This is a genomic window from Fusobacterium varium (genome assembly GCA_021531615.1).
Lineage (GTDB): Bacteria > Fusobacteriota > Fusobacteriia > Fusobacteriales > Fusobacteriaceae > Fusobacterium_A > Fusobacterium_A varium_C.
The window spans coordinates 1-25,036 of the sequence record JADYUE010000025.1; the positions used below are offsets into that span (position 1 = coordinate 1).

Here is a 25,036-nt window from a genome sequence, read left to right on the forward strand (position 1 = left end):
TTTTTGATAGAATAGATTTGAGACAAGTAAACGACCTCCTTATATTTTGTTTGGCGACTTAATTTTAACAGGAAAATTTACTTGTCTCATCTTTTTTTTGAAAAAAAAGTAAAAAAGGTGTTAATACATTTAAGTACCAACACCAAAAATTATACACCCTAAAAAAGAGAGTTATAATTTATAACTCTCTTTTTTTCTTATTTTTTCTATCTTAAAGTATATTTATAAGGATTAAATGCTACTTGAGCAAGTTTAAAATTCTGAATACCCAAAGGAATTCCAATAATAGTTACACATTGACATATACCAGCAATAATATGTGAAATAGCCAACCAAATTCCAAAAAAGATAATCCAGAAGAAAGCTGAAATAGGTCTTGGTGGCTCTCCAAGATCAGTTTTTAAAACTACCTCTTTACCAAAAGGCATTAAGCAAGATCCTGCCATTTCAAAACATCCTCTTGAAAAAGGAATTGTAATTATGAAAATAATACTAATAATTCCAGCAATTAACCATTCAAAAGCTAAAACTAATCCACCTAAAAATAACCAAATAATGTTTAAAAGTAAGCTCATAAAAAACCTCCTTGTATGTATTTATTTTAGTAAATCACGAATACTATTAAAAACAACACTTCTGACATCTTTATTTTCTTTAGCTAAATCTTTGATTAAGTTTTTAACCCTTAATCTTCTAGAATTTTCACTAACTTCATAGGGACAATCAGATTTTACAACTGGTAGTTCCAATTTATTAACATATCTAATAATATCTTTCTCCTCAACAAAAGCTAATGGACGTATAACTTTAACTCCATACTCTTCAGATTCATAACAAGGTTTCATCATCTTCATATTTCCTTGATAGAAAACATTCATTAAGAAAGTTTCAATAATATCATCTTTATGATGTCCAAGAGCAAGTTTGTTGATATTTTGCTCCTTCATCATTCTGTATAAAATTCCTCTTCTTATTCTTCCACAAAGGAAACAGGGATTTTTTACCTCTTTTTCTCCAAAGAGCATATCATTTAGATTAGTATGTTCCACTTGAAGTTTTAAACCTAATTTTTCACAATATTCTTTTATAGAGTCAAAAGAAGCTCTATCTATATTTGGATGAATATGGATAGGGATAATTTCAAAATCTATATTTGCTATTTTTTGAATTCTAACAAGGGCATTTAAAGTAGTAAGGCTATCTTTACCACCAGAAACTCCTACAGCAATTCTATCTCCCTCTTCAATCATATTGTATGTGTGCATAGCTTTACCAACAGGGCTCCAAATAGTTTTACTGAAGTTTTTTCCCTCTATATAGCTTAAAATATTCTCTTTTTTTTCCATCTTATTCCTCAACTTTATTATCGCTTTTATTTCCCCTAGTATATCCTAAAATATAGTCAAGATTTATATTTTTCATAGAATTAAATATACTTTGTTTAATATTAGGGTTAGTTAATTCCATAGTTTTTAAAAGATTTTTAATCTCTCTTCTTTTAGAGTCTACCTTCCCAGATTCTACAGGGCAACCACATCCCATAGCCATTATCTCATTTTTTTGAGTAAAAGCGATAATATCCTTCTCTTTAATATATACCATAGGTCTAATCAATTCCATTTTTCCACTTGTAGATTTTACTTTAGGTATCATAGTTTTAACAGTTCCTGCATAAAACATATTAATCAGAGTTGTTTCAACTACATCATCAAAGTGGTGTCCAAGAGCAAGTTTATTATATCCTAACTCTTCAACCTTATTATATAGAACTCCTCTTCTCATTTTAGCACAAAGGAAACAAGGTTTTTCTGGATCCTCTTTAAAAGCTATCTCCCATACATTTGCCTCAAAAACTTCACAAGGGATATCTAACTCTTCTAAGTTAGCTTTAAATTGAGCCATATCCATAGCTTGAAACCCTGGATTCATTGAGATAAATGCAACTTCAAAATTTTTACTTCTATCTCTTTTCATCTCTTGAAAAAGTTTACACAGAAGTAAACTATCTTTACCTCCAGAAACTCCCACAGCAATTCTATCTCCATCCTCTATTAAATTAAAATCTTTAACAGCTTTTACAAATTTAGTCCATATTTTTTTTCTATATGTTGTTCTTAAACTTTCTAATGCTATTTCTCCTTTTTTCATTGACTCCTCCTTTTTTGATAGTATATTATAATATTTTTCACTATTTATGTCTAGTATTATAATTCTTTTATTAAAATAAAAATGTATGGTATAATAGGCATTATACAAAATTAAGAAAGGATAAAAATTATGAATGAGATAGATAAAAAAGTGATAAAATTTCTTCTTTCAGCAGCTGTATATAGTGATAATGCTATTATGAAGAACTTAGGTATAAGTGAAGAGGAGTTGAAAAATTCATATATAACTTTAGAAAAAGAAGGGTATTTAGAATCATATTCTGACTATCAAGCTAGACAAAGTAACAGTTGTGGTAGTGGAAGTTGTGAAGGAAGAAATTGTAGTTCATGTGGCAGCTGTTGTAGTAATGATATGGACTATTCTAATGTAAAAGTTATTACAGAGAAAGCGATTTTAGAGTTTGATAAATAAATTATAATTTATCTAGCTAAGCTAGATTCTCTAATGTATCGTTAGTTTTTGACAAAGTACCTTTGCATTAGCGATTATTAATCAAGTTAAGTTATCAAAACTTATATTTTAAATATCAGCTAAATTCCATGTCAAAGAATAAAGAGAGAGTAAAACTCATCTGACTAAAATTCCGAAACTCGACTTCGTCTCAAACACGTCGGAATTTTTAGCGTCAGATTTCGTAACTCTCTCTAATATTCTTCTCCAAATTTCATTTTAGCTGATATTAGGAGAAAAAACAAATTATAGTTTAATAAATTTATATAGGAGTTAATAAACTGATAAATATTTATTAGTTTACAATAACTCCTTTTATTATTTTTATAGATATATTAATTTGTGCTATAATAAAATAGATTAAGTAATTAAGGAGAAAAAAATGGGTAAATTAAAGAGAATAAAAACAGAGATAGAGGGAGTATATATTATTGAACCAACTATTTTTGGTGATGAGAGAGGATTCTTTTTTGAATCATATAATAAAAGAGATTTTCAGGAAATAGGAATATTAGATGAATTTGTACAAGATAACCATTCTAAATCAAGAAAAGGAGTATTGAGAGGATTACATTTTCAAACTGAGCATTCTCAAGGGAAATTGATAAGAGTAATTAAAGGTGGAGTTTTAGATATAGCAGTTGATTTAAGAGAAGATAGTTCAACTTTTGGGAAAAGTATAAAGGTAGAGTTAACAGAGGAAAATAAGAGAATGTTATATATTCCTAAAAATTTTGCACATGGATTTTTGACTATAACAGAAGAGGCTGAGTGTTTGTATAAATGCAATGATTATTACTATCCAGAATATGAATCAGGAATTATATGGGATGATAGTGAATTAAATATAGATTGGGAGTTAAAAAAATATAATTTAAAAAAGGAAGATCTAATTTTTTCAGAAAAAGATAAAAGGCACCAATCTTTTAGAGAGTATATAAATAAGGCAGGAGAGAAAAGATGATATTAATAACAGGAGCTAATGGACAATTAGGTTATGATTTTCAAAGGTTATTTGATGAATTAAAAAAAGAGTATATAGCAACAGATAGAGATGAGTTAGATATTACAGATATAAAAAAGGTAAGGGAGTTTGTAAAGAATAAAAATATTACTCTTATAATAAATTGTGCTGCCTATAACAATGTTGATAAAGCTGAAGATGAAGTTGAATTTTGTAAAAAATTGAATACATATGCTCCAAGAGATTTAGCAATAGTAGCAAAAGAGATAGGAGCTGATTATATAACTTATTCAACAGATTTTGTATTTGATGGAGAGAAAAAAGCTCCATATACAGAAGAGGATATTTCTAATCCTCTATCAATTTATGGAAAAAGCAAATATGAGGGAGAAAAGGAAGTTTTTAAAGTAAAACCAGATAGTTTTGTAGTAAGGACATCTTGGGTATTTGGAATAGCTAATAATAATTTTAATAAGCAAGTAATTAATTGGAGTAAAAGTAAAGATGAGCTATCAATAGTTGATGATCAAATCTCATCACCAACATATTCAAAGGATCTAGCTTATTATAGTTGGGAACTGATAAAAACTAAAAAGTATGGTTTGTATCATCTTTCAAATACAGGAGAAGCAAGTAAATATGATCAAGGAAAATATGTTTTAGATAAAATAGGATGGCAAGGAAAACTGAATAGAGCTAAGACAAAGGATTTTAATTTGAAAGCTCAAAGGGCAGAGTATACAAAGTTAGATAGCTCAAAATTAGAAAAAGCGATAGGTAAAAAGATACCTTCATGGGAAAATGGAATTGATAGATTTTTAGAAGAAATGGAGTAGAAAAAATCTATAAAATAAACTAAAATAGGGGTTTTGTTAATTATAAAATATGTGTAAAATATTCCAAAATATGATATAATTATCAATATTGAAAGAGCAGAGGAGATGAAAAAGTGGGAAGAATAATATATTTCACTGGTGGTTCTCGAAGTGGTAAAAGTAGTCATGCAGAAAAATATATTTTTGATAAAGGATATGAGGATAGAATATATCTGGCTACTGCTATTGTTTTTGATGATGAGATGAGAGCAAGAGTAAGAAAGCATAGGGAGCAAAGAGGAGAAAATTGGACAACAGTAGAGGGATATAAGAATGTAGTGGAATTGGTAAAACCTCATATGAAAAAAGGTGGAGTAATTTTATTAGATTGCCTCACAAATATGGTAACTAATCTTATGATAATGGAGAAAGAGTATGATTGGGATAATATGCCAGATTCTCAACTGACTTTAATAGAAAATGGGATAAAAAAAGAGGTTGAAGAGTTTTTAGACTTTATAAAAACTCAAGATCAAGATTTAGTAATTGTTTCTAATGAGATAGGAATGGGAGTAGTTCCAGCTTACCCTTTAGGAAGATATTTTAGAGATATATGTGGACGTATGAATCAAATTGCAGCAGCTAAAGCAGATGAGGCATATCTACTAGTATCAGGACTAAAAATGCAATTAAAATAGATAAGATTTTAGGAGGATTTAATGAAAGGGTTAATTTTACTTTTTAGATTTATGACTAGACTTCCTATAGGATTTGATCCTAAATTTGATTCTGATGAATTGGGAAAAGGGATGAGATTTTTTCCAGTAGTTGGAATGGTAATAGGTTTAGTTCTTTTTGCAGCTTTTTGGCTATTAGGTTATGTTATCTATTCACCAATGGTAATGGCAGTTCTTTTAGTAATAATTGAAGTTGTATTAACTGGAGGACTTCATCTTGATGGGTTAGCAGATACATTTGATGGAATATTTAGTTATAGAAGTAAGCAAAAAATGTTAGATATAATGAAAGATTCAAGACTTGGTACAAATGGTGGGCTTGTTCTTATTCTTTATTTCTTTTTGAAAGTGGCACTATTAGTAGAGGCATCAAATAATTCACCAGTAATTATGCCTATAATGCTTTTACTATCACCAGTTATAGCAAGACTTAATAGTGTTGTAAATTGTGGATCAGCACCTTATGCAAGGGCTACTGGAATGGGAAAAACATTTGTTGATCATACTGATGGATTAGCTGTATCAATAGCTACAATTATAACTGCAATCTTTGTAGGAGGAGCAGCTTATCTATTTGCAATTCCATATGAGATTTTGATAGTTATTCCAGTTGTTATGATCTTAGGATATCTATTTGCTAAGCTTATGACTAGAAAAATAGGCGGAATAACAGGGGATACTTTAGGAGCAGTTGTTGAAATATCTGAGATAATTGCAATGTTAGGTATGTATATTTTAGCTAGATAGGTGATAATATTGGGAAAACTAATATTAGTTAGACATGGACAAACTCAAATGAATGTTGATGGAATATTCTTTGGAAAGTTAGATCCAAGTTTAAATGAAACAGGAAAAGAGCAGTGTAAAAATACAAGAGAGTTACTAAAAAATAGATATAAATATGATTTTATCTATTCAAGTGATTTGAAAAGAGCAGCAGAAACTGCTGAGATTGTAAATTATTTAGATCTTCCTATAAAATTAGACAGGAGATTGGAAGAGATAGATTTTGGAATATTTGAGGGGTTAAGTTATAAAGAGATTTTAGAAAAATATCCAGCAGAGTCTAAAAAAAGTCAAGAGGAGTGGAAAACTTTTGATTATATTACTGGCGAAAGTCTTGAAGTACTACAAAGGAGAGCAATTGAATTTGTAGAGAGCTTAGATAAAACAAAGAATAATTTAGTAGTTACTCACTGGGGAGTGATTAACTGCATATTGAGTTGGTATTTTTCAGATAAATTAGAAAGTTATTGGAAATATAGTATGGAAAATGGTGGAATCTGTGTGATTGAATTTGCAGATGATTTTCCAATATTAAAAGGACTAAATATAGGGTGATAAAAAGATGGAAAGACTAAAAAAATTTTTAAGTGAGATAACAGGAGCAGATCAAGAGGCTATAAAACTTGCTCAAGAAGAGTTAGATAGAAAGATGAAACCTCAAGGAAGTTTGGGAACTTTAGAGGAGATAGCAGTAAAATTAGCAGGAATAGGTGGCTATCCTGTTAAGCAAGTGCCTAATAGATGTCACATTGTAGCAGCAGCAGATAATGGAATAGTAGCTCAAGGAGTTGCATCATGTCCATTGGAGTATACACGTTTAGTATCAGAGGCTATGTTAAATAGAATAGCTGCAATAGGATTATTAACAAAAAAATTAGGAATAGATTTTAATCTTATAGATATTGGAATTAAAGACACTGTACCTAGAGATTATCCAAACCTATACAGAAAACCTGTTATGTTAGGAACGAAGGATTTTTATGTAGAACCTGCAATGACACAAGAGGAGTGTTTAAAAGCTATCTTTGTTGGAATTGAGATGATAGAGAGTAAAAAAGATTTTGATATATTCTCAAATGGAGAGATGGGAATAGGAAATACTTCAACAAGTTCAGCTATTTTGTATTCATTTACAAAAGGGAATATTGATAGAATTGTTGGAAGAGGTTCAGGACTTACAGATGATGCTTTAAATAAAAAGAAAAGAGTAATAATGGAAGCTTGTGAAAAATATGATACATTTAATATGGATCCAGTTGATGTATTAGCTCATGTTGGTGGATTAGATATTGCTTGTATGGTGGGAATGTATCTAGGAGCTGCAAGATATAAAAAACCTATGTTGATAGATGGATTTATATCAAGTGTAGCTGCTTTAGTTGCTTGTAAAATAGAACCAAAGGTAAAAGATTATATAATAGCTACTCATATGAGTGAAGAGCCAGGAATGGAGCTAGTTCTTGAAGAGTTAGGATTAAAAGCTTTCTTTAATATGGGTATGAGATTAGGAGAGGGAACAGGAGCAGTATTGGCTTATCCAATAGTTGATTGTGCTATTGAGATTATAAATGGTATGAAAACACCAGCAGCAGTATATGATATGTTCTATTAAGAGTGATTGCCTATGTTAAAAAATTTAGGGGAAGGGCATCGTGAAAGACTTAGAAAAAGATATATAAAAAGTGGGTTAGAAGGTTTTAATGATTATGAGGTTTTAGAACTTTTACTTACATACTCTATTGCTAGAAAAGATGTAAAACCAATAGCAAAGGAGTTAATAGAAAAGTTTGGAACAATAGATGAGATTGCTAAAAGTGATATAAAATCTCTTTTAGAAGTAGATGGAATTGGAGAGGGAAGTGCAGTATTTCTTAAACTTATAGGGGATATAGCACTGACTTTATACAGAGAGAAGATAGAGGATAAAGATATCTTAACAATAAAAAGTAAAAATAGTCTTTTATCGTATTTAAGAGGAGAGATTGGTCATTCACCGAGAGAGGAGTTTAAAATTCTGTTTTTAGACACTTCAAATAAATTGATAGCAAGTGAGACTCTCTTTTCTGGAACAATAGATAAAAGTGCAATATATCCAAGAGAGATAGTGGAAAGGGTAATAAAAAATAGAGCTAAATCAGTTATATTTGCTCATAACCACCCTTCAGGGAATATATCTCCATCAAAAAAGGATATAGAACTTACTCAATATATGTATGATAGTTTAAAACTGCTAGAGATTAGACTGTTAGATCATATAATAGTAACGAAAAACTCCTACTTTAGTTTTTTAGAGGAAGGATTGATTGAATATTAGGAGGCAGAATGGAAGAAAATATAAAAGAGCAGGAGAATAAGGTTGTAGAAGCACCAGCTCCTGAAAAAAAAGAGTACAATGTACTTGGAGTTATGTTTGAGACAACTAAAAAGAGATACTATTTTGAAGTTATAGATAATACAGAGTATAAAAAAGGTGACAAGGTAATTGTTGATACAGTTAGAGGAAAAGAGGTAGGAGTAGTTTATGGTGAACCTAGAATGCTACCTGAAAAAGAGCTTGTACTACCTTTAAAACCTGTTATTAAAAAAGCTGATGAAGATGAGATAAAAAGATACAATGAATTAAAAGAGGAATCAGCAAAAGCTAATAAGCTTTGTAAAGAGAGAATAATTCATCATAAACTTCCAATGAAACTTGTTGGAACAGAGTATACTTTTGACAGAAGTAAGTTAATATTCTATTTTACAGCTGAAGGAAGAATAGATTTTAGAGATCTAGTAAAAGATTTAGCAAATATCTTTAAATTAAGAATAGAGTTAAGACAGATAGGTGTAAGAGATGAGGCTAGAATTTTAGGGACAATAGGTATTTGTGGTAAGGAGCTTTGTTGTAGAACATTTATCAATAAATTTGACTCTGTATCTATTAAGATGGCAAGAGATCAAGGTTTAGTTATAAACCCAGCTAAGATTTCAGGAGTATGTGGAAGATTGCTTTGTTGTATAAACTATGAATATGCTCAATATGAAGAGGTATTGAGACACTATCCAGCTGTAAATCAGTTGGTAAAAACTCCTAAGGGAGAGGGAAAAGTAATTAGTATAAGTCCTCTAAATGGATATCTTTTTGTAGATGTTGCAACAATAGGTATGATGAGATTTGAAATTGGAGAGGTTAAATTTAATAAGAAAGAAGCTAATAAATTGAAAAATGAAAAAACTCAAGAGGAGTTAGAACATAAGGAGCTTGAAAAGGAATAAAATGTTAGTCAATGAAGATATTACAATGCTTAATAATGGCTACAAGCTCATTCAAAAAAAAGATGGATTTAAATTTTCTGTAGATGCTGTTATATTATCAGATTTCTTTTCTCCTACTAAAAAAGGGAAGATATTGGATATAGGTTGTGGGAATGGAATTATTCCTATTCTTCTATATTCAAAGGGAAAGGGAGAGGATATAACAGGTGTAGAGATACAAGAAGAAAATTGTGAACTAGCTTTAAAGAATGTAAAATTAAATAATTTAGAAGAGTATATAAAAATTGAAAATGATGATGTGAAGGAGTACCCTAAGGGGAATACTTTTGACTATATAATTTCTAATCCACCCTACATGGAAGTTGATGGGAAAAAACAAAATATTCTAAGTTGTAAATCAATAGCTAGACATGAGCTGACATTAAATCTTTATGATTTAATAAGAAATGCTAAGAGGTTGCTAAAACCTGTAGGAAGTATTACTTTAGTTCATAGAAGTTATAGATTCACTGATATATCAAGAATTCTTGAGGACTGTGGCTTTTCTCTAAAGAGAGTAAGATTTGTTTACTATTCTAAGGATAGAAATTCAAATCTTGTTCTAGTTGAGGCATTTAAAGGTAAAAAGTGTAAACTAGAGATAGAACCACCGCTTTTCTTAGAGGAGTGTGGTTATTAAAGAGAGAAGTTAAAATTTTAATGAATTTTTGAAAATAATATATTAAAAAAGGAGAATATTTTTTAGAGGTGTCAAATGGAACTTTTGAAATTTTTACAAGAAAATGATTTAGAAGGATTTAAAGAAAACTTAGATATGGATAGTATTGAAGAGATTGATGAAGAGAAAAACACAATACTTCATCATTGTGTAGAGAAGGGAGCATATGATTTTGTAGATGCTTTAGTATATAATGGTGCTGATCCAAATGTAAAAAACAGATATGGAGAAACTCCAGTGCATATAGCAGCAAGAAATGATATGGATGAGATAATGGAGCTTTTACTTGAATTTGGTGGAGATGTAACAATAAAAAATAATCACCAAAGATCTGCACTTAACCTTGCTACAACTTTAAAATCAAAGAAAGTTTTAAGAGTGATAGAAAATAGTGGAATGGATTATTCAGCTATTGTAGGGAGAGAGAAGATAACACATCATAGAAGATTTGAAGAGGAATATTAAGATTTTAGAAGGGATTGTAAAAAAGCAATCCCTTTTATATTTAACCTTGTTTTTTATTAAAAAATAGAGTATATAAATTAATAAAGAGAGTTGAGGTGAGAAGTTGGAATATAAAAGTATTAATTGGAATAGAGAAAATTATTTGGAATTTATAGAGAAATTAAAAAGTTTAAAAGATGAAAAATATTTAGAGTTTCATAAAAAATTGGTAATGACTAATAATAAAATTATAGGAATAAGGTCACCTATAATAAAAGATATTGCCAAAAATATAGCAAAGGGAGATTGGAGAAAATTTATTGAACAAGATATTGTAGGATATTATGAAGAAATAGCAATAAGAGGGTTGGTAATAGGATATATAAAAGAGGATAAAAACATTGTGAAAGATGAAATTGAAAGATTTTTACCTCTTATAGATAATTGGGGAATATGTGATGGTTTTGTAGCTAATCTAAAAATTATAAAAAAGAATAGAGAGTATTTCTTTAATTATTTAAAAAAACTTATAAAAACAGAGGAAGAGTATAAAGTTAGATTTGTATTAGTAACATTTTTAAGTCACTATATGGAAAAAGAATATATAGAAGAAATTATACAATTATGTTCTCAAGTCAAGAATAAAAATTATTATGTAAAAATGGCTCAAGCATGGTTAATATCTATTTTATTTGTAAAATTTCCAGAGAGAACTTTAGAATTTTTAAAAGATAATAGTTTAGATCTTTGGGTACATAATAAGGGAATCCAGAAAATAAGAGAATCAATAAGAGTTACAAAAGAGGATAAAGAGTTAGTAAAAACTTTAAAAAAATAAAAGAGGTGGATTATGTTTAATAAATTGGATATGGAGAAGTGGGAGAGAAGGGAGTATTTTTTCTATTATAAAAATTTGATAAAAGCTAAGTATAATTTGAATATAGATATGGATATTACAGATCTATTAAAGAGGGTAAAAGAGAAAAAAATTAAGTTTTATCCAGCTATGATATATGCAGTTATAAGAGGGGTAAATGAAAACAGGGAGTTTAGAATAAGTTATGATAAAGATGGGAATCTAGGCTATTGGGATATTTGTCATCCATCTTATACAATTTTTCACGATGATGATAAAACTTTTTCAGATATTTGGAGTGAATATTCAGAGGATTTTTCTATCTTTTATAAAAATGTAACTGATGATATGGAAAAATATAAAGATGTTAAAGGAATAAAAAGTAAAGACGGAAAACCAGATAATTTTTGCCCTATTTCAGCAATTCCTTGGTTAAGCTTTACTGGATATAGTAATGATACTTATAGTGAATCAAATATGTTTTTTCCAGTAATAGCTTTTGGAAAATATTATGAAAAAGATGGAAAAATATTACTTCCATTTTCTGTATTTGCAAATCATGCTGTGGCTGATGGTTACCATACTTGTAAACTGATAAATGATATACAAGATATTGTTAAAAGAGTAGATGAGTGGTTAAAATAGTAGAAAATAAAGAGGAAAGCATTTAAAAACTTCCCTCTTTTTATTTAACTTATCATTAAAATTTATATTTATACTTTTTATCTAGTTATGATTTTGACTTTTTGATATATTCTTGTTATAATTAAAGTACTAACCCGTATGGGACTTATAGAATTTAGATAAAACGTGTTATGAGATAGGCTTTCACTTTGGTGGAAGCTTATTTCATGTCTGTAAGAAATAACACGCTTATAGGCAGTAGTTCTAAATTCTATAAGGAGGTACAGAGATGACTGTAGCAATTCAGCATCTGACAATTAATTTTGATGGAGGTACAACAATTCTTTTTGGTGGAGTATTTCTTATCATTATTATTTGTCTATTGAGAAAGTACAGATAGCTCAGTTCTGTCCTCACACCCTACGGGGTTTTTTATCTGTTTTTTATACAAAGAACATTATAAACACCATCTATTACATGTGTTCCCTCAATTTCATGTTCAAATCCTGGGAATGATTTGTCCCATAGAGAAAGAGAGTTTAAGTATTTAATAAATGGACTGTTTTTATCACCAAAATTTTCTCCAGACATAAGCATAGGGATTCCAGGTGGGTATGGAATTACAGAGTTAGCAGCAATTCTACCTTCAAGTTTAGTTGCTGGAACAAGCTCAACATTGTTATCAACTATATTATTATATGCTTCTCTTGGTAACATATCAACTTTTGGTAAAATAGAGTAAGCTTCATTAAGAACAGCTCCAGGATTATTTTCTTTTAAATATTTAAACATCTTATCTCCTAAATCATGAAGTCCAATATTTTCATATTCTTGAGGATAAGAAAGTACTAAATCTGGGAATATATCTTTAATAGGAGTATTATTATCATAGTGTTTTTTAAATGATAGTAACATATTTACAAGAGTAGTCCATTTTCCTTCAGTTATTCCCATTGCAAATATAAACATAACTTGGAAATCAGTTGTTCTAGTAGGAATAATTCCAAATTTTTCAAGGTAAGCAGAAACAAGAGCAGCAGGTACTCCATTTTCAGCTAACTCTCCATTATCTTCCATTCCTGGAGCTAGAATGCTTACTTTTATAGGATCTAGCATAGCCCAATTTTCAGGTAAGTTTTTAAATCCATGCCATTTATCTTCTGGATGCATTACCCAACAATCTTGTTCTTCAATTAATAATTCTTTTGGTGCTTTTTCAAAATTATATACTTTTTTAGTTTTAGGATCAGTTACTTTTTCAGCATTCCAAGGTTTAAAGAACCAATCTCCTTTAGAAGTATACTCTTTATATAGTTTTCCAATTTCTTGACGGAACTCAACAGCTTCTTTTATAACCTCTTTAACAAGAGATTTACCAGCATTTCCTTCCATCATAGCAGCACCAATATCATTAGATACAGCAAGAGCATATAAAGGAGAAGTTGTAGCATGCATCATATATGATTGGTTAAATCTATCTAAATCAATAGGTTTTTTACCATTTCTTACATGGATAAATGATGCTTGAGATAGAGCATTTAAAAGTTTATGTGTAGATTGAGTAGCAAAGATTGTAGCTCCATCTTTTCTGTGATCTTCAGGTTTTCCTCTCATAGCAAAGTGATCTTTATATATTTCATAGAATCTAGCATATCCATACCAAGCTTCATCTAAGTGTAGGTAATCAACAGAAGAAGATAAAATCTCTTCTATTTTTTCTGTATTATAAAGAACCCCATCATATGTACAGTTAGTAACAACTGCATATTTAGGATTTACCTTTGCCATCTCTTTCATAGTTTCTGGAAGAATAGGTCCTATGATACCATATCTATTTCTTGTAGGAGTCATATATACTGGTTTAGCTCCTGTGATAATAAGCCCTTGTTCTATTGATTTGTGACAGTTTCTATCTATTAAAGCAGTGTCTTTATCAGTAAGACAACCTTGAATTACAGTTCTATTTGAACCAGAAGTTCCAACTAATACATTAAAACTCATATCTGCTCCAAAGATTCTAGCTATATTTTTTTCTGATTCATAGAAAGCTCCTGTATGGTCTAGTAGTGATCCAATAGCAGTTCTTTCAATTCCTAAGTCTGTTCTAAATAGATTTTCTCCATAGAAATCAAAGAATTTTTTACCAATAGCAGTTTTTAAGAAACCAACACCACCTTGATGTCCAGGAACTGCCCAAGAATATTCAGCAGTTTTATTGTAATTAAATACTGCTTTTGCAAGTGGTGGAAGTAGAGAATCCCTATATAGTTTAATCTCTTCAGATATTCTCTCACCTATAAAATCTATATCATCTTGTAAAATCCAAAGGTATTCATTAATACTATTTAAAACTTCTGAGTTTAATGTGGGTGTAGTATCAGTTTTTTCAGCTAATAAAAAAACTGGAACTCCCTCTTGTCTTTCATGAAGAGTAGCAATTAAATTAACTAGCTCATTTTCTTTTTCTAAAGATGTTTGTTTTAAATTCCAGTCAACAAGTAAACAATCAATTCCTTTATTAATTGAAATCTCTTCAAGAGCTTCTTGAAAATTTCTTACTTGAATAATATTTACTCCTCTTTCTGTTAAATCATCTTTTAAAAGATTTACTCTTTTAGCTACAGGTGATTTTTCATCTGAAAAGCTATTTTTAATGATAAGTACATTATACTTTGTTCCTTCTAAACTTTTCATTTTGATTCCTCCTATAAAAATAATATAAAGCATATATGTGTAACTAAAATTTGTTTACATAATCATTTTACACTAAAAAAATATATTTCCTTTTTAAAAAAAGAAAAAAGGAAAAAAAAGATTCCTTAGAATAGTGTCAATATATGGTAGCAGTAAAAAACAAATTAAGTAAAAGGAGGAAAAATATGTCAAGTAGCACAGAAACAAAAAAACTTGGAGTTCTTTCATTAGCAGGATTAGTTATTAGTGCTATGATAGGAGGTGGAATATATAATCTGCCTCAAAATATGGCACAAGGAGCTTCAGCAGGAGCAGTTGGAATAGCATGGATCATTACAGGAATTGGAATGTATTTCCTAACTAATACCTTTAGAGTTTTGTCAACAGTAAGACCAGATGCAAAATCAGGAATATATATGTATGCTAGATTGGGATTTGGAAAGTTGACAGGATTCTTAATGGCGTGGGGATACTGGTTATCTTCAATTTTTGCCAATGTAGGTTATGCTATACTTCTTATGGATTCATTAAACTACTTTTTCCCACCACACTTTAAAGGTGGAAACAATCTACCATCAGTTATAGGTGGATCTATTCTTATTTGGTTGATGTATTTTATGATAATGGCAGGGGTTAAACAAGCTGCTAGTATAAACATTATAGGAACAATAGCAAAATTAGTTCCAATAGCTGTATTTATTATAGCAAGCTTATTTGTATTTAAGTTCTCAATGTTTGACACAAACTTTTGGGGACATGAAACAATAAAAGCTATTCATGATACAAACCTAGGTGGAATTGGTGGACAGATAAAGAGTACAATGTTAGTAACTTTATGGTCATTTATAGGTATTGAAGGAGCTGTAGTTATTTCAGACAGGGCAGAAAGCCAAAAAGCAGTAAGTAAAGCTACTTTAATAGGATTTTTACTATGTTGGTTATCATATACTGCAATTTCAATGTTACCATTTGGACTATTATCACAAGGGGAATTAGCAGTATTAGCTCCACCTTCAGCAGCAGCAGTATTAGCTGATATAGTTGGTGAATGGGGAGAATGGTTCATGAATATAGGAGTTATTATAGCTCTACTAAGTTCTTGGTTAGTTTGGACAGTATTCTTAGCTGAAGTCCCTTATGCTTGTGCAAAAGATGGAACTTTCCCTAAAATTTTTGCTAAAGAAAATAAAAATGGAACTCCTTCATTTGCTCTTTTAGTTTCAAGTATAGCTATGCAATTAACAATGATATTAGTATACTTTGCAAATAATGCTTGGAATGCTATGTTAAGTATAACAGGAGTTATGATATTACCAGCATATATGGCATCAACATTATATTTGTGGCAAATTTCTAAGAGAGGAGATATTCCTAAAGATGTTGGAATAAAAACAAAAACAGCATTGATAACAGGAATTTTAGGAAGTATATATGGAGCATGGTTAATATATGCAGCAGGATTAAAATATCTAGTAATGGCAAGTATATTATTTGCTATTGGAATATTGGTATTCTGTAAAGCTCGTGAGGAAAATAAAGGGGAAAATGAACCTATATTTACTGAAAAAGAGAAAATGGCAGCAATAGCTTTAGTAATTATAGCTATAATAGCTCTATACTTATTAGTAACAAAAAAAGTTACAATTTAAAAATGAAAATTATTTAAGTTTATAAAAAAGAAAGCTAGTAGGAATAAAAGTTTAAATTTTATTTCTATTGGCTTTTTTTAGTTATAAAAATACAGTTTAAAAACTATCGTAAAGGAACGATTAATTTTATTTTGTGTGACATTAATATGTCAAAATGATGAAAAAATAAATATAAATTATGTGTCTAAAAAAAATAAAAAAACATTTTTTAAAGTTTTTATACTATGTTTTAAAGTGGATAACTAGAGATTAAAATATTGACAAATTGAGAAAAAAATAATAACTCTTAAAAGTCACATATAAAACATTCTAGAGGGGTATACTTACATACGTAGAAAAGAAGAGTTGTGAGAGTTGCTAATCTCTCATAATTTGTTTTCTCTCCAAAATAAACTACAAGAATATACGAGATAACTCCCAGAATCTCCGTATTCTTGTAGTTTAATTAAAAAAGATACTAGGGGGTATTTTTATGAAAAAATCTTTATTATTAGTTGGGGCATTTTTAGCAGTTACAGCCATGGCACAGGCAAAAGAAATAGTTCCTGCACCAGTTGTAGTTGAAGAAGCACCAGTACAAATTGTTGAAAAGGAAGTTATTGTTTATAGAGACAGAGAGCCAGAAGGATTTAGACCTAATGGATATGTTGATTTACAATACAGATACTATGGAGAAGCAGAAGAGCTTAATTACAAAAATAACAAAGTAAATAACAATTATGGAAGAACACAATTATTAGGACAAATTAACATGACAGAAAAACAATCATTAGAATACAGAGTAAGATCTTATAATGATTGGAACTCAGTTACTAATAAAAACCAAGATGGAAAAGATGGAACAGAAACTAGATTAAGATATTTCTATGATCATGGAAATTTAGGAGATTCAAAAGTTGATCTTACTTCAAGATTAGAATATAAAAAAGATGATGATGGTGTTCAAACAGTAGGATATCAAGCAAGATTTAATATAGCAGATTATCTATTTAATAATGATTTTATAAAAACAACAAGCTTTACTTTTGCACCAAAATATAAATATAAATGGGCAAAAAATAGTGCTGATTATGAAAATATTTTAGGATTAGATCTATTTACTATGAACCAATTACCATTAGGATTCTCATTTGAGTTCAATTTATATGGTGATCAACATTTCTATGGAGAACGTCAAGCAACTGGAGCAAAAGATACAGTAAGAAATAATACAAGCTTAACTATGGAAGCATACTTATACAATACAACAAAATTATATGCAAATGATGATGTAACAGTAGATTTCTATTTTGAAGGTGGATATGATCCATATAAATGGAATTCAGAAAAAATTCAAAGAACAGTAAAAGCTGATGCAAAAGACATTAAAGCAGCTGACTTAAAAGCAGAAAATTATAATTACTATCATAATTCATATCAATTATATGCTTATCCTCAACTTATAGCTGCTTATAAAGTAACACCAAACTTAAATGTTTATACTTCACTAGGAGCAGAGTATAGAAACTGGGCTTACACAAGTGAAAAAAGTGCTAGAGATTGGAGATGGCAACCAACTGCTGTAGTAGGATTTAGAACTACTTTCTAAGATTAACTTACAATAAAATTTACATAAATACTGACTGTAGAAAAAAGAGACTAACTGGAGAGATCTAGTTAGTTTCTTTTTTTTATGAAAAAATTATGAAGAAAATAAAAAGGCAAATTAAGAAAATTTTTGTTTGAATATAGAATAAAAATAACAAAAAAATATATAAAATATAGAAAATTGAATAAATTTAAAAAAATAAAAAAAAGATTGACCCTAAAGTTACTTTATAGTTTAAAATATATAGTATTATAAAATTTGATATTGTTATTTTATTAAAAAATATAAAAATAGAGTAACTTCTTTAGGAGTGTAAAAAAATAAAAATTATGTTGACTTACAAGTCATAATGGTGTAAAATCTAAACTGACTAATAAGTCAAAAAAATAAAGGAGTTATGTGATGGAAGGAAAGGGGAAAAAAGAGCAGATATTGGAAGCGGCTATGTCTTTGATATTGAAAAATGGATATTCCCATACATCAGTTGAAGATATAACTAATTCTATTGGAATAGCCAAAGGAAGTTTTTATACATATTTTAAAAGTAAAAATCTTCTCTTGAGAACTATTATAGAGGAGCAGATTGAAAGTATTATTGAACAACAGGAAAATCAACTAAAAGAGGGAAAAGATTTTGATGAAATTCTATTAAAAAATATAGTTTCAAGGGTAAAATTTTTAAAAAAAGATCTGAAAAGACAGCTTGTATTGATAAATCTTGCTAGAAATGTAGATGTATTGGGAAAAGATGTTAGAGATCTAATGATAAAAATAGAAACTATAAACTATAATTTCATAGAAAAACTATTAAATAGATATAATTCTCAATTAAAATTAAATAAAAATGAAATAGACCAATATTCTCAAATTATTAACTCTATAATTAGAGGTTTTAAAATGACTAATATCTTTTTTGATGACAATAGTGAAGATAACTTCTTTATAAAAGATATTGCAGAGGCAGAAAAAAGAATAAATCATAAGAGTTTTGATGAAGGGATATATTTTATATATAAGAGCATATTAAAAATGTTAAAATAAATTTTAAAATATAAAGCATAATCAGGAGGTTAAAGATGAAGAAAATATTGGGATTGCTTTTAATATTAAGTAGTTCTGTGTTTGCTAGAGAGATTACTTTGGATCAAGCTATTCAAATGGCTCTAGAAAATAGTAAGGAGATAAAAATCTCTGAAAAAGATGTAGAAGTTTCAAAATTAAAAGTGGGAATGGCTTTTAAAGATGCTTTACCAAGTGTTGTATATAGTGGTTCATATACAAGAAGTGAATATGATCGTAAAATGTATAGACACGGTTGGGAAGAGAATCAAGTTGATAGAAAAGGTGGATATACTCAAACAATAACTATATCACAACCTATATTCCAAGGAGGAGCAGTACTTGGAGGAATAAAAGGTGCTCAAGCCTATAAAAAAATCTCTAATCTTCTATATATGGGAGAGAGAAGAGATGTAAGACTTGAAACAATTTTAAATTATTCAAATATTGTAAAATTTGAAAAGGATTTAGAAGCTCTTGAAGCATCTCATAAAGAGTTAAAAGCTAGATATGAAAAACAAAAAGCTCAATTAGATTTGAGATTAATAACTAAGACAGATATTTTAAAAACAGAATATTCAATGTTAGAAGTTGAATCTCAAATTATTGGAACAAAAAATAGAATAGAGATTGAAAAAGAAAAATTAAGAATAAAAACAGGTTTAGTAAATGATAAAAATATAGAAGTAGTAGAGTTTACAGTACCTGAAAATTTAAGCAGAAATATAGATTTTGCTAAAGATAAACATCAAGCTTTAACAGAAAGTATAGGAGCTCTTACTGCTAAATACTATGTAGATGCAGCAGATGCTTCAAAGATGATTTCTAGAGCAGATATGTTACCAAAAGTTAATGCTTTTGCAAGTTATGGAACTTCAGAAAGAACAAAATACAATCCAACAATTGATGAAGCAGAGTGGAGAGGTGGAGTTCAAGTTACATGGAATGTATTTGAGTTTGGAAAAAATTATGATAATTATAGAGTAGCTTCAATCACTAAAGAACAAGAGGAGTTAAGAGAGAAGAGTTCTAAAGATAATATTGGAGTTAATGTAACTGATGCTTACTTAGAGCTTATAAGAATGGAAAAAGAGAGAAGTTCTAAAGAAAGAGCTATGGAAGCAGCTGTTGAAAACTTTAAAATGGATCAAGAGAGATATGATGCTGGACTTATATCAACAGTGGATTTCCTATTATCTGAAACTCAAATGAGAGAGGCAAAAGTTGCATATAACCAAGTTGTAGTTGATTATCTATATGCCTTTGAAAAATATAGATCAATGCTTATTTAAAAAAATTTAGAGGAAAAAGTTTTTAGAGTTAGACTGTAAAAACTTTTTTCTGATGTTTAAAGAAAGTAAATTAAAACATTTAGATAAATTAGGAGGAAGTTATGAAAAAATTAGGTTGTTTAGTAATTTTACTAACAATGGTAATGACAGGTTGCGGAAAAAAAGAAGAGAAAGTGATAGAAGAGAAGGTTAAATATGTAATAACAGAACCAGCAACAGTTAGAAAGATGAATCAAATATTTAAATCTGATGCTGTATTAGAACCTAAAAATAAAGTTGACCATAAAACAGAACAAGGTGGAACAATAGAAAAGATTTTAAAAAGAAATGGAGATAAAGTAAAAAAAGGAGAGTTAGTAATGGAACTTTCTGACTCAGCTACTGAATCAGCATATTTCTCAGCAAAAGCTAACTATAATTCATCTTTATCAGCTATGAATATAGCAAAAAATAACTATTTAAAATTTAAAAATCTATATGAAAAACAATTAGTTTCATACCTTGAATATGTTGGTTATGAAAATACTTATGTAGGAGCAAAGGGAAGTTACGAAGCAGCAAAGGCATCTTATGAAGCAGCTAAAAGTGACTATAACAAACTATTTAGAAGAGCTGAAATAGACGGTGTAGTAGGAAATCTATTTGGTAAAGTTGGAAATGAGATTGCAGCAAGTGAAGTTGTATTTACAGTTGTAGATGATACTACTATGGAAACTTATGTTGGATTCCCTGCTGAATGGCTAACTCAAATTCAAGTTGGACAAGGAATAGATGTTGAAGTTGGAGCATTAAATAATAAAAAATATGTTGGAAAAATTCTTGAAATCAACCCAATAGCTGATTCAGTAACTAAAAAATATATGATTAAACTTGGAATTGATAATAAAGAAAAAGATATTAAAGATGGTATGTATGCTTATGTAACTGTTCCAGTTGGAGAAGTAAATGTATTATCTGTTTCTGATGAATCAATATTTGTAAGAAACCTATTAAGCTATGTATTTAAAGTTGAAGATGGAGTAGCAAAAAGAGTAGAGGTAAAAACTGGAGCTACAAACTTACCTTATACAGAAATCTCATCTACAAGTTTAAAAGAGGGAGATAGAGTAGTAGTAAAAGGAATATTTGGACTAGAAGAAGGAAATAAAGTAGAAGAAAATCCAGAAGCAAAATAATTTTTTCAATTTAAAATAAGAGGTGAAATAATAAATGACTTTAGCAGGTTTATCAATACGTAGACCAGTAGCTACTACAATGGTTATGATATCTGTAATGTTCATCGGGCTTATGGCAATGTTTTCAATGAAATCAGAGCTATTACCTAATATGGATATTCCAGTTGTTACAGTAAGTACAACTTGGAACGGAGCTGTTACAGAGGACGTAGAAACTCAAGTTACAAAGAAAATAGAAGAGATACTTCCAAACGTTGAAGGGATAGATAAAATAGAATCAACTTCAGCTTATGGAAGATCACAAATAATAGTAAAATTTGATTATGGAATAGATGCAGATGATAAGGTAACAGAAATTCAAAGAGAATTATCAAAAATTGCCAATGATCTGCCTAGTGATGCTGATACTCCGATAGCTAAAAAGGTAGAAGCAGGAGCAGGAAATATTACAATGGAAATTATGATGAGTGCTCCTAATAAACAAGAATTAAGTAGTTTCGTTGAAGAGTACTTAAAACCTAAATTTGAAAGCTTACCAGGTATTGGACAAGTTCAAGTATTTGGTAACCCAGATAAACAAGTTCAAATTCAAGTAGATAGTGATAAACTTGCTACTTATAATCTATCACCAATGGAATTATATAATATGATTAGAATGTCAAGTTTAAATGTACCATTGGGAACTATTGGAACAGGAAATAAAGATATAATAGTAAGATTTATGGGAGAATTAAACTATATTGACACTTTTGAAGATATGATACTTCATAGTAATGGTAATACTTTAAGAGTAAAAGATGTAGCTGATGTTGTATTAACAACTGAAGATCCAAGTGACATTTCATACCTTTCAGGAGATGAATCAATAGCAGTAGTTGTTGAAAAATCTTCAGATGGAAGTACAATTGAATTGAATAAAAGAGCTACAGAAGCTCTAGAAAGTTTAAGATCAATTATGCCACCAGAAACAAAGTATGAAGTTCTACTTGATACATCAGAAGATATTAATAAGTCAATTTCAAACGTTAGTAGTACAGCAGTTCAAGGGCTTATACTTGCAACATTAGTATTGTTATTCTTCTTAAAAAATGTAAGAGCAACACTTCTAGTATCAACAGCTCTTCCAGTTGCAGTAATATTTACATTTGCATTCCTTGCATTAAATGGAACATCTCTTAACCTTATTTCATTGATGGGATTATCAATTGGGGTAGGGATGCTGACAGATAACTCAGTTGTTGTTGTGGATAATATTTATAGACATATGACAGAGTTAAAATCTCCAGTAATGGAAGCTTCAGATAATGGAACAACAGAGGTTGCTATGTCAGTTATAGCTTCAGCTTTAACAACAATGGTAGTATTTATCCCTATACTATTTATTCCAGGTATAGCAAGAGAGATATTTAGAGACCTAGCATACTCAATAATATATTCAAACTTGGCAGCAATAATAGTTTCATTAACATTGATTCCAATGCTTTCAAGTAGATTCTTAACAAATAAAACTGACGTAACTAAAGAAGGAAAAATCTTTGGGGCAGTTAAAGCTAAATATCTAAAACTTATTAACTGGGCTATAACTCATAGAGGAAAAACAATGCTTATAACAATAGCTATATTTATCTTCTCTATGGTAACTGTGCCTAGATTCTTAAAACTTGAATTTATGCCAAAACAAGACCAAGGTAGATATTCAATAGTTGCTGAATTAGGAAATGGATTAGATCTTGAAAAAGCAAAAGCAACAGCTAAAGAGATAGAAGATATAGTTGTAAAAGATCCTAATACAAAGAGTTATTTCGTTATTATTCAAAAAGATAGTTTCTCAGTAAACGTAGATATTGGTAAAAAAGATGAAAGAGATATATCAGTATTTGATATAATCAATGATTTAAGACCAGTTGTAGAAAAAATTCCAGGAGTAAGAACAAACCTATCTGAAAACTTTGCAATAGGAGCACAACAAAGAGATGTTCAATTGGATATAGTTGGAGCAAACTTAGAAGAAGTTAAAGAAGTTGGAAAGAAAGTTCTTGATGGTATTAGCCAATATCCAGGAGCAGTTGACGTTAAATCGACATTGGATCCAGGTAGTACAGAAGCTAGAGTAGTTTTAAATAGAGATAAGATCAGAAGTTATGGAATCAATCCATCTACTATTGCTCAAACATTAAACTACTTCATACTTGGAGGAGATAGAGGAGATACAGTTACTGTTAAAACTGGAGTTGAAGAGATAGATGTATATGTAAGACTTCCAAAAGAGAAGAGAAGTGATATCTCAATTCTTCAAAACTTAAATATTAAAATAGCTGATAATAAATTTATAAAACTTTCTGACGTTGTAGATATAGTAATGGCAGAGGGATCAACAGAGTTAAATAAAACAGATAGAATTTATAGTGTAAGTATCTCTGCAAATGATGGTGGAGTAGGTATGAAAGCTATTCAAGATAAGATGGTAGAAGCATACAATAATAGTAACCCACCAGAATCAGTAGCATATAGATGGGGAGGAAGTTCTGAAAACCTAAGTGATTCAACAAGCCAATTAGGTATGGCTTTAGGAATTTCAATCTTCTTGATCTATGCATTACTTGCTGCACAATTTGAAAACTTTGTACTTCCAGTAATTATCATAGGATCTATTCCATTAGCTCTTATTGGAATTGTATGGGGATTATTAATAATGAATCAACCTATTGATATAATGGTTATGATAGGATTAATACTACTTGCAGGGGTTGTTGTAAACAATGCCATTGTACTTATTGACTTCATTAAGATGACTAGAGAAAGAGGAAGCGAAAGAACAGAAGCAGTTGTAGAATCTTGTAGAACAAGATTGAGACCTATTTTGATGACAACAATGACAACAGTACTAGGAATGTTACCACTTGCATTAGGAATAGGAGAAGGAGCAGAAATTTATAGAGGAATGGCAATAACAGTTATGTTTGGACTTTCGTTCTCTACACTTTTAACATTGGTTGTAATACCTATTTTATATACATTGATAGAAGATATGAATAATGCTATTTTAAAATTCTTGAAAAAAATATACAATGGTATTATGAACATGTTACCTAAAAAATTAAGTGGAAGAGAGTAAAAAGGGGGACTTAGCATGACTGATGGACACTATAATTACAAAATGATATTTGTTAATATCAATGAATCTCAAAAAACAAGATTAGAAGATTTCTTTGATGAGATTAAATTCTACTACTATACTGTTCAAAAAAAAGTAGAAAGTGTATGGGACGCTAAAATAAAACATAAAAATTCATTGACTTGGCCAGGAACAGATTGTGTATTTATTTTAACTGTACCAGAAAAAAATCTAGATAAAATGCTAAAACACTTAAAAACTTTTAGAATGTCTCTACCTCAAGGAATTGTTATGACAGCTGGAGTAATTCCTGTTGATAGAATTATAATAGATTTTATGAATGAGGATATTACACCAGATGAAGAGATGTTGAAGAAACTAAAGAAAAAACACGGAGTAAACTAAGGGTAACTAAGAAGGGAACTAAGCGATAAGTTTAGTTCCCTTTAAATTTTGCTAAAAAATATAAATTGCTTAAACTATAATTTATCATTCTAATTTACGTTTACAAAACTTATATTTTTTAACATCAATTTGACTCCATGTCAGTGAATAAAGAATCCCTAGGCTCATTCCGTTGAAAATGCAAAACTCACTCGCAAGCTCGCTCAAACACGTTGCATTTTCTTAACTTCATTTCGCT

General features: G+C 29.5%; 24 protein-coding genes. 20 read left to right on the forward strand and 4 right to left on the reverse strand.

Annotated elements, in window-relative coordinates:
* Positions 1 to 206: 206 nt before the first annotated feature.
* Genes I6E31_08405 through I6E31_08415 form a run of 3 tightly spaced genes read right to left on the reverse strand, consistent with a single transcriptional unit; the run spans position 207 to position 2,148 of the window.
* Positions 207 to 575 (reverse strand): YccF domain-containing protein, encoded by a 369-nt coding sequence (locus tag I6E31_08405; GenBank protein ID MCF2639992.1) that lies wholly within the window; start codon positions 573 to 575, stop codon positions 207 to 209.
* Between the two features lie 21 nt (positions 576 to 596).
* Positions 597 to 1,346: a tRNA 2-thiocytidine(32) synthetase TtcA gene (locus I6E31_08410; GenBank protein ID MCF2639993.1), complete on the reverse strand. Its 750-nt coding sequence runs from the start codon at positions 1,344 to 1,346 to the stop codon at positions 597 to 599.
* Between the two features lies 1 nt (position 1,347).
* Positions 1,348 to 2,148 (reverse strand): tRNA 2-thiocytidine biosynthesis protein TtcA, encoded by an 801-nt coding sequence (locus tag I6E31_08415; GenBank protein ID MCF2639994.1) that lies wholly within the window; start codon positions 2,146 to 2,148, stop codon positions 1,348 to 1,350.
* Between the two features lie 129 nt (positions 2,149 to 2,277).
* Between I6E31_08415 and I6E31_08420 the strand changes: the two genes are divergently transcribed.
* The 13 genes from I6E31_08420 to I6E31_08480 all read left to right on the forward strand — a co-directional run bounded on the left by I6E31_08420 (position 2,278) and on the right by I6E31_08480 (position 11,842).
* A complete protein-coding gene (locus tag I6E31_08420; protein ID MCF2639995.1) occupies positions 2,278 to 2,580 on the forward strand; it encodes a hypothetical protein in 303 nt (100 codons plus the stop codon).
* A gap of 421 nt (positions 2,581 to 3,001) precedes the next feature.
* Complete coding sequence (rfbC, locus tag I6E31_08425; GenBank protein MCF2639996.1) at positions 3,002 to 3,583, forward strand: dTDP-4-dehydrorhamnose 3,5-epimerase; 582 nt, start codon at positions 3,002 to 3,004, stop codon at positions 3,581 to 3,583.
* Positions 3,580 to 4,419 carry a dTDP-4-dehydrorhamnose reductase gene (gene rfbD, locus I6E31_08430; GenBank protein ID MCF2639997.1) on the forward strand — a complete coding sequence of 280 codons (840 nt, stop codon included), beginning with the start codon at positions 3,580 to 3,582 and terminating at the stop codon, positions 4,417 to 4,419. Before rfbC ends, rfbD begins: the two co-directional genes overlap by 4 nt.
* Positions 4,420 to 4,532: 113 nt before the next feature.
* Positions 4,533 to 5,096, forward strand: coding sequence for a bifunctional adenosylcobinamide kinase/adenosylcobinamide-phosphate guanylyltransferase (gene cobU / locus I6E31_08435; protein ID MCF2639998.1), 564 nt, complete (start codon positions 4,533 to 4,535; stop codon positions 5,094 to 5,096).
* 21 nt (positions 5,097 to 5,117) lie between these two features.
* On the forward strand, positions 5,118 to 5,882 hold the full coding sequence (gene cobS, locus I6E31_08440; GenBank protein ID MCF2639999.1) for an adenosylcobinamide-GDP ribazoletransferase: 765 nt from the start codon (positions 5,118 to 5,120) through the stop codon (positions 5,880 to 5,882).
* 9 nt (positions 5,883 to 5,891) lie between these two features.
* Positions 5,892 to 6,476, forward strand: coding sequence for a histidine phosphatase family protein (locus I6E31_08445; GenBank protein MCF2640000.1), 585 nt, complete (start codon positions 5,892 to 5,894; stop codon positions 6,474 to 6,476).
* A 7-nt stretch (positions 6,477 to 6,483) separates the two neighbouring features.
* Positions 6,484 to 7,533: a nicotinate-nucleotide--dimethylbenzimidazole phosphoribosyltransferase gene (gene cobT / locus I6E31_08450; protein ID MCF2640001.1), complete on the forward strand. Its 1,050-nt coding sequence runs from the start codon at positions 6,484 to 6,486 to the stop codon at positions 7,531 to 7,533.
* A gap of 12 nt (positions 7,534 to 7,545) precedes the next feature.
* A complete protein-coding gene (radC, locus tag I6E31_08455) occupies positions 7,546 to 8,235 on the forward strand; it encodes a DNA repair protein RadC (GenBank protein ID MCF2640002.1) in 690 nt (229 codons plus the stop codon).
* Positions 8,236 to 8,243: 8 nt separating this feature from the next.
* The gene (locus I6E31_08460) at positions 8,244 to 9,179 is read left to right on the forward strand and encodes a stage 0 sporulation family protein (GenBank protein MCF2640003.1); all 936 of its coding nucleotides are present in this window, start codon (positions 8,244 to 8,246) and stop codon (positions 9,177 to 9,179) included.
* A gap of 1 nt (position 9,180) precedes the next feature.
* Positions 9,181 to 9,858 (forward strand): tRNA1(Val) (adenine(37)-N6)-methyltransferase, encoded by a 678-nt coding sequence (locus I6E31_08465; GenBank protein ID MCF2640004.1) that lies wholly within the window; start codon positions 9,181 to 9,183, stop codon positions 9,856 to 9,858.
* Positions 9,859 to 9,933: 75 nt separating this feature from the next.
* On the forward strand, positions 9,934 to 10,362 hold the full coding sequence (locus I6E31_08470) for an ankyrin repeat domain-containing protein (protein ID MCF2640005.1): 429 nt from the start codon (positions 9,934 to 9,936) through the stop codon (positions 10,360 to 10,362).
* 103 nt (positions 10,363 to 10,465) lie between these two features.
* Positions 10,466 to 11,179: a DNA alkylation repair protein gene (locus tag I6E31_08475; protein ID MCF2640006.1), complete on the forward strand. Its 714-nt coding sequence runs from the start codon at positions 10,466 to 10,468 to the stop codon at positions 11,177 to 11,179.
* Between the two features lie 12 nt (positions 11,180 to 11,191).
* Positions 11,192 to 11,842, forward strand: a complete 651-nt coding sequence (locus I6E31_08480) for a chloramphenicol acetyltransferase (protein MCF2640007.1) — start codon at positions 11,192 to 11,194, stop codon at positions 11,840 to 11,842.
* Positions 11,843 to 12,253: 411 nt separating this feature from the next.
* Here the strand turns inward: I6E31_08480 and adiA are convergent, their stop codons facing one another.
* A complete protein-coding gene (gene adiA / locus I6E31_08485; protein MCF2640008.1) occupies positions 12,254 to 14,515 on the reverse strand; it encodes an arginine decarboxylase in 2,262 nt (753 codons plus the stop codon).
* Between the two features lie 185 nt (positions 14,516 to 14,700).
* Here adiA and I6E31_08490 point away from each other — a divergent pair, with 185 nt between their 5' ends.
* From I6E31_08490 to I6E31_08520, 7 genes are all read left to right on the forward strand, one after another.
* Positions 14,701 to 16,164 carry an amino acid permease gene (locus tag I6E31_08490; GenBank protein ID MCF2640009.1) on the forward strand — a complete coding sequence of 488 codons (1,464 nt, stop codon included), beginning with the start codon at positions 14,701 to 14,703 and terminating at the stop codon, positions 16,162 to 16,164.
* 472 nt (positions 16,165 to 16,636) lie between these two features.
* Complete coding sequence (locus tag I6E31_08495; protein MCF2640010.1) at positions 16,637 to 17,752, forward strand: hypothetical protein; 1,116 nt, start codon at positions 16,637 to 16,639, stop codon at positions 17,750 to 17,752.
* Between the two features lie 402 nt (positions 17,753 to 18,154).
* Positions 18,155 to 18,793 (forward strand): TetR/AcrR family transcriptional regulator, encoded by a 639-nt coding sequence (locus I6E31_08500; GenBank protein MCF2640011.1) that lies wholly within the window; start codon positions 18,155 to 18,157, stop codon positions 18,791 to 18,793.
* A 35-nt stretch (positions 18,794 to 18,828) separates the two neighbouring features.
* A complete protein-coding gene (locus tag I6E31_08505) occupies positions 18,829 to 20,103 on the forward strand; it encodes a TolC family protein (protein ID MCF2640012.1) in 1,275 nt (424 codons plus the stop codon).
* A gap of 101 nt (positions 20,104 to 20,204) precedes the next feature.
* On the forward strand, positions 20,205 to 21,278 hold the full coding sequence (locus I6E31_08510; GenBank protein ID MCF2640013.1) for an efflux RND transporter periplasmic adaptor subunit: 1,074 nt from the start codon (positions 20,205 to 20,207) through the stop codon (positions 21,276 to 21,278).
* Positions 21,279 to 21,312: 34 nt separating this feature from the next.
* On the forward strand, positions 21,313 to 24,393 hold the full coding sequence (locus tag I6E31_08515; protein ID MCF2640014.1) for an efflux RND transporter permease subunit: 3,081 nt from the start codon (positions 21,313 to 21,315) through the stop codon (positions 24,391 to 24,393).
* Between the two features lie 15 nt (positions 24,394 to 24,408).
* On the forward strand, positions 24,409 to 24,798 hold the full coding sequence (locus tag I6E31_08520) for a hypothetical protein (protein MCF2640015.1): 390 nt from the start codon (positions 24,409 to 24,411) through the stop codon (positions 24,796 to 24,798).
* Positions 24,799 to 25,036 lie beyond the last annotated feature (238 nt).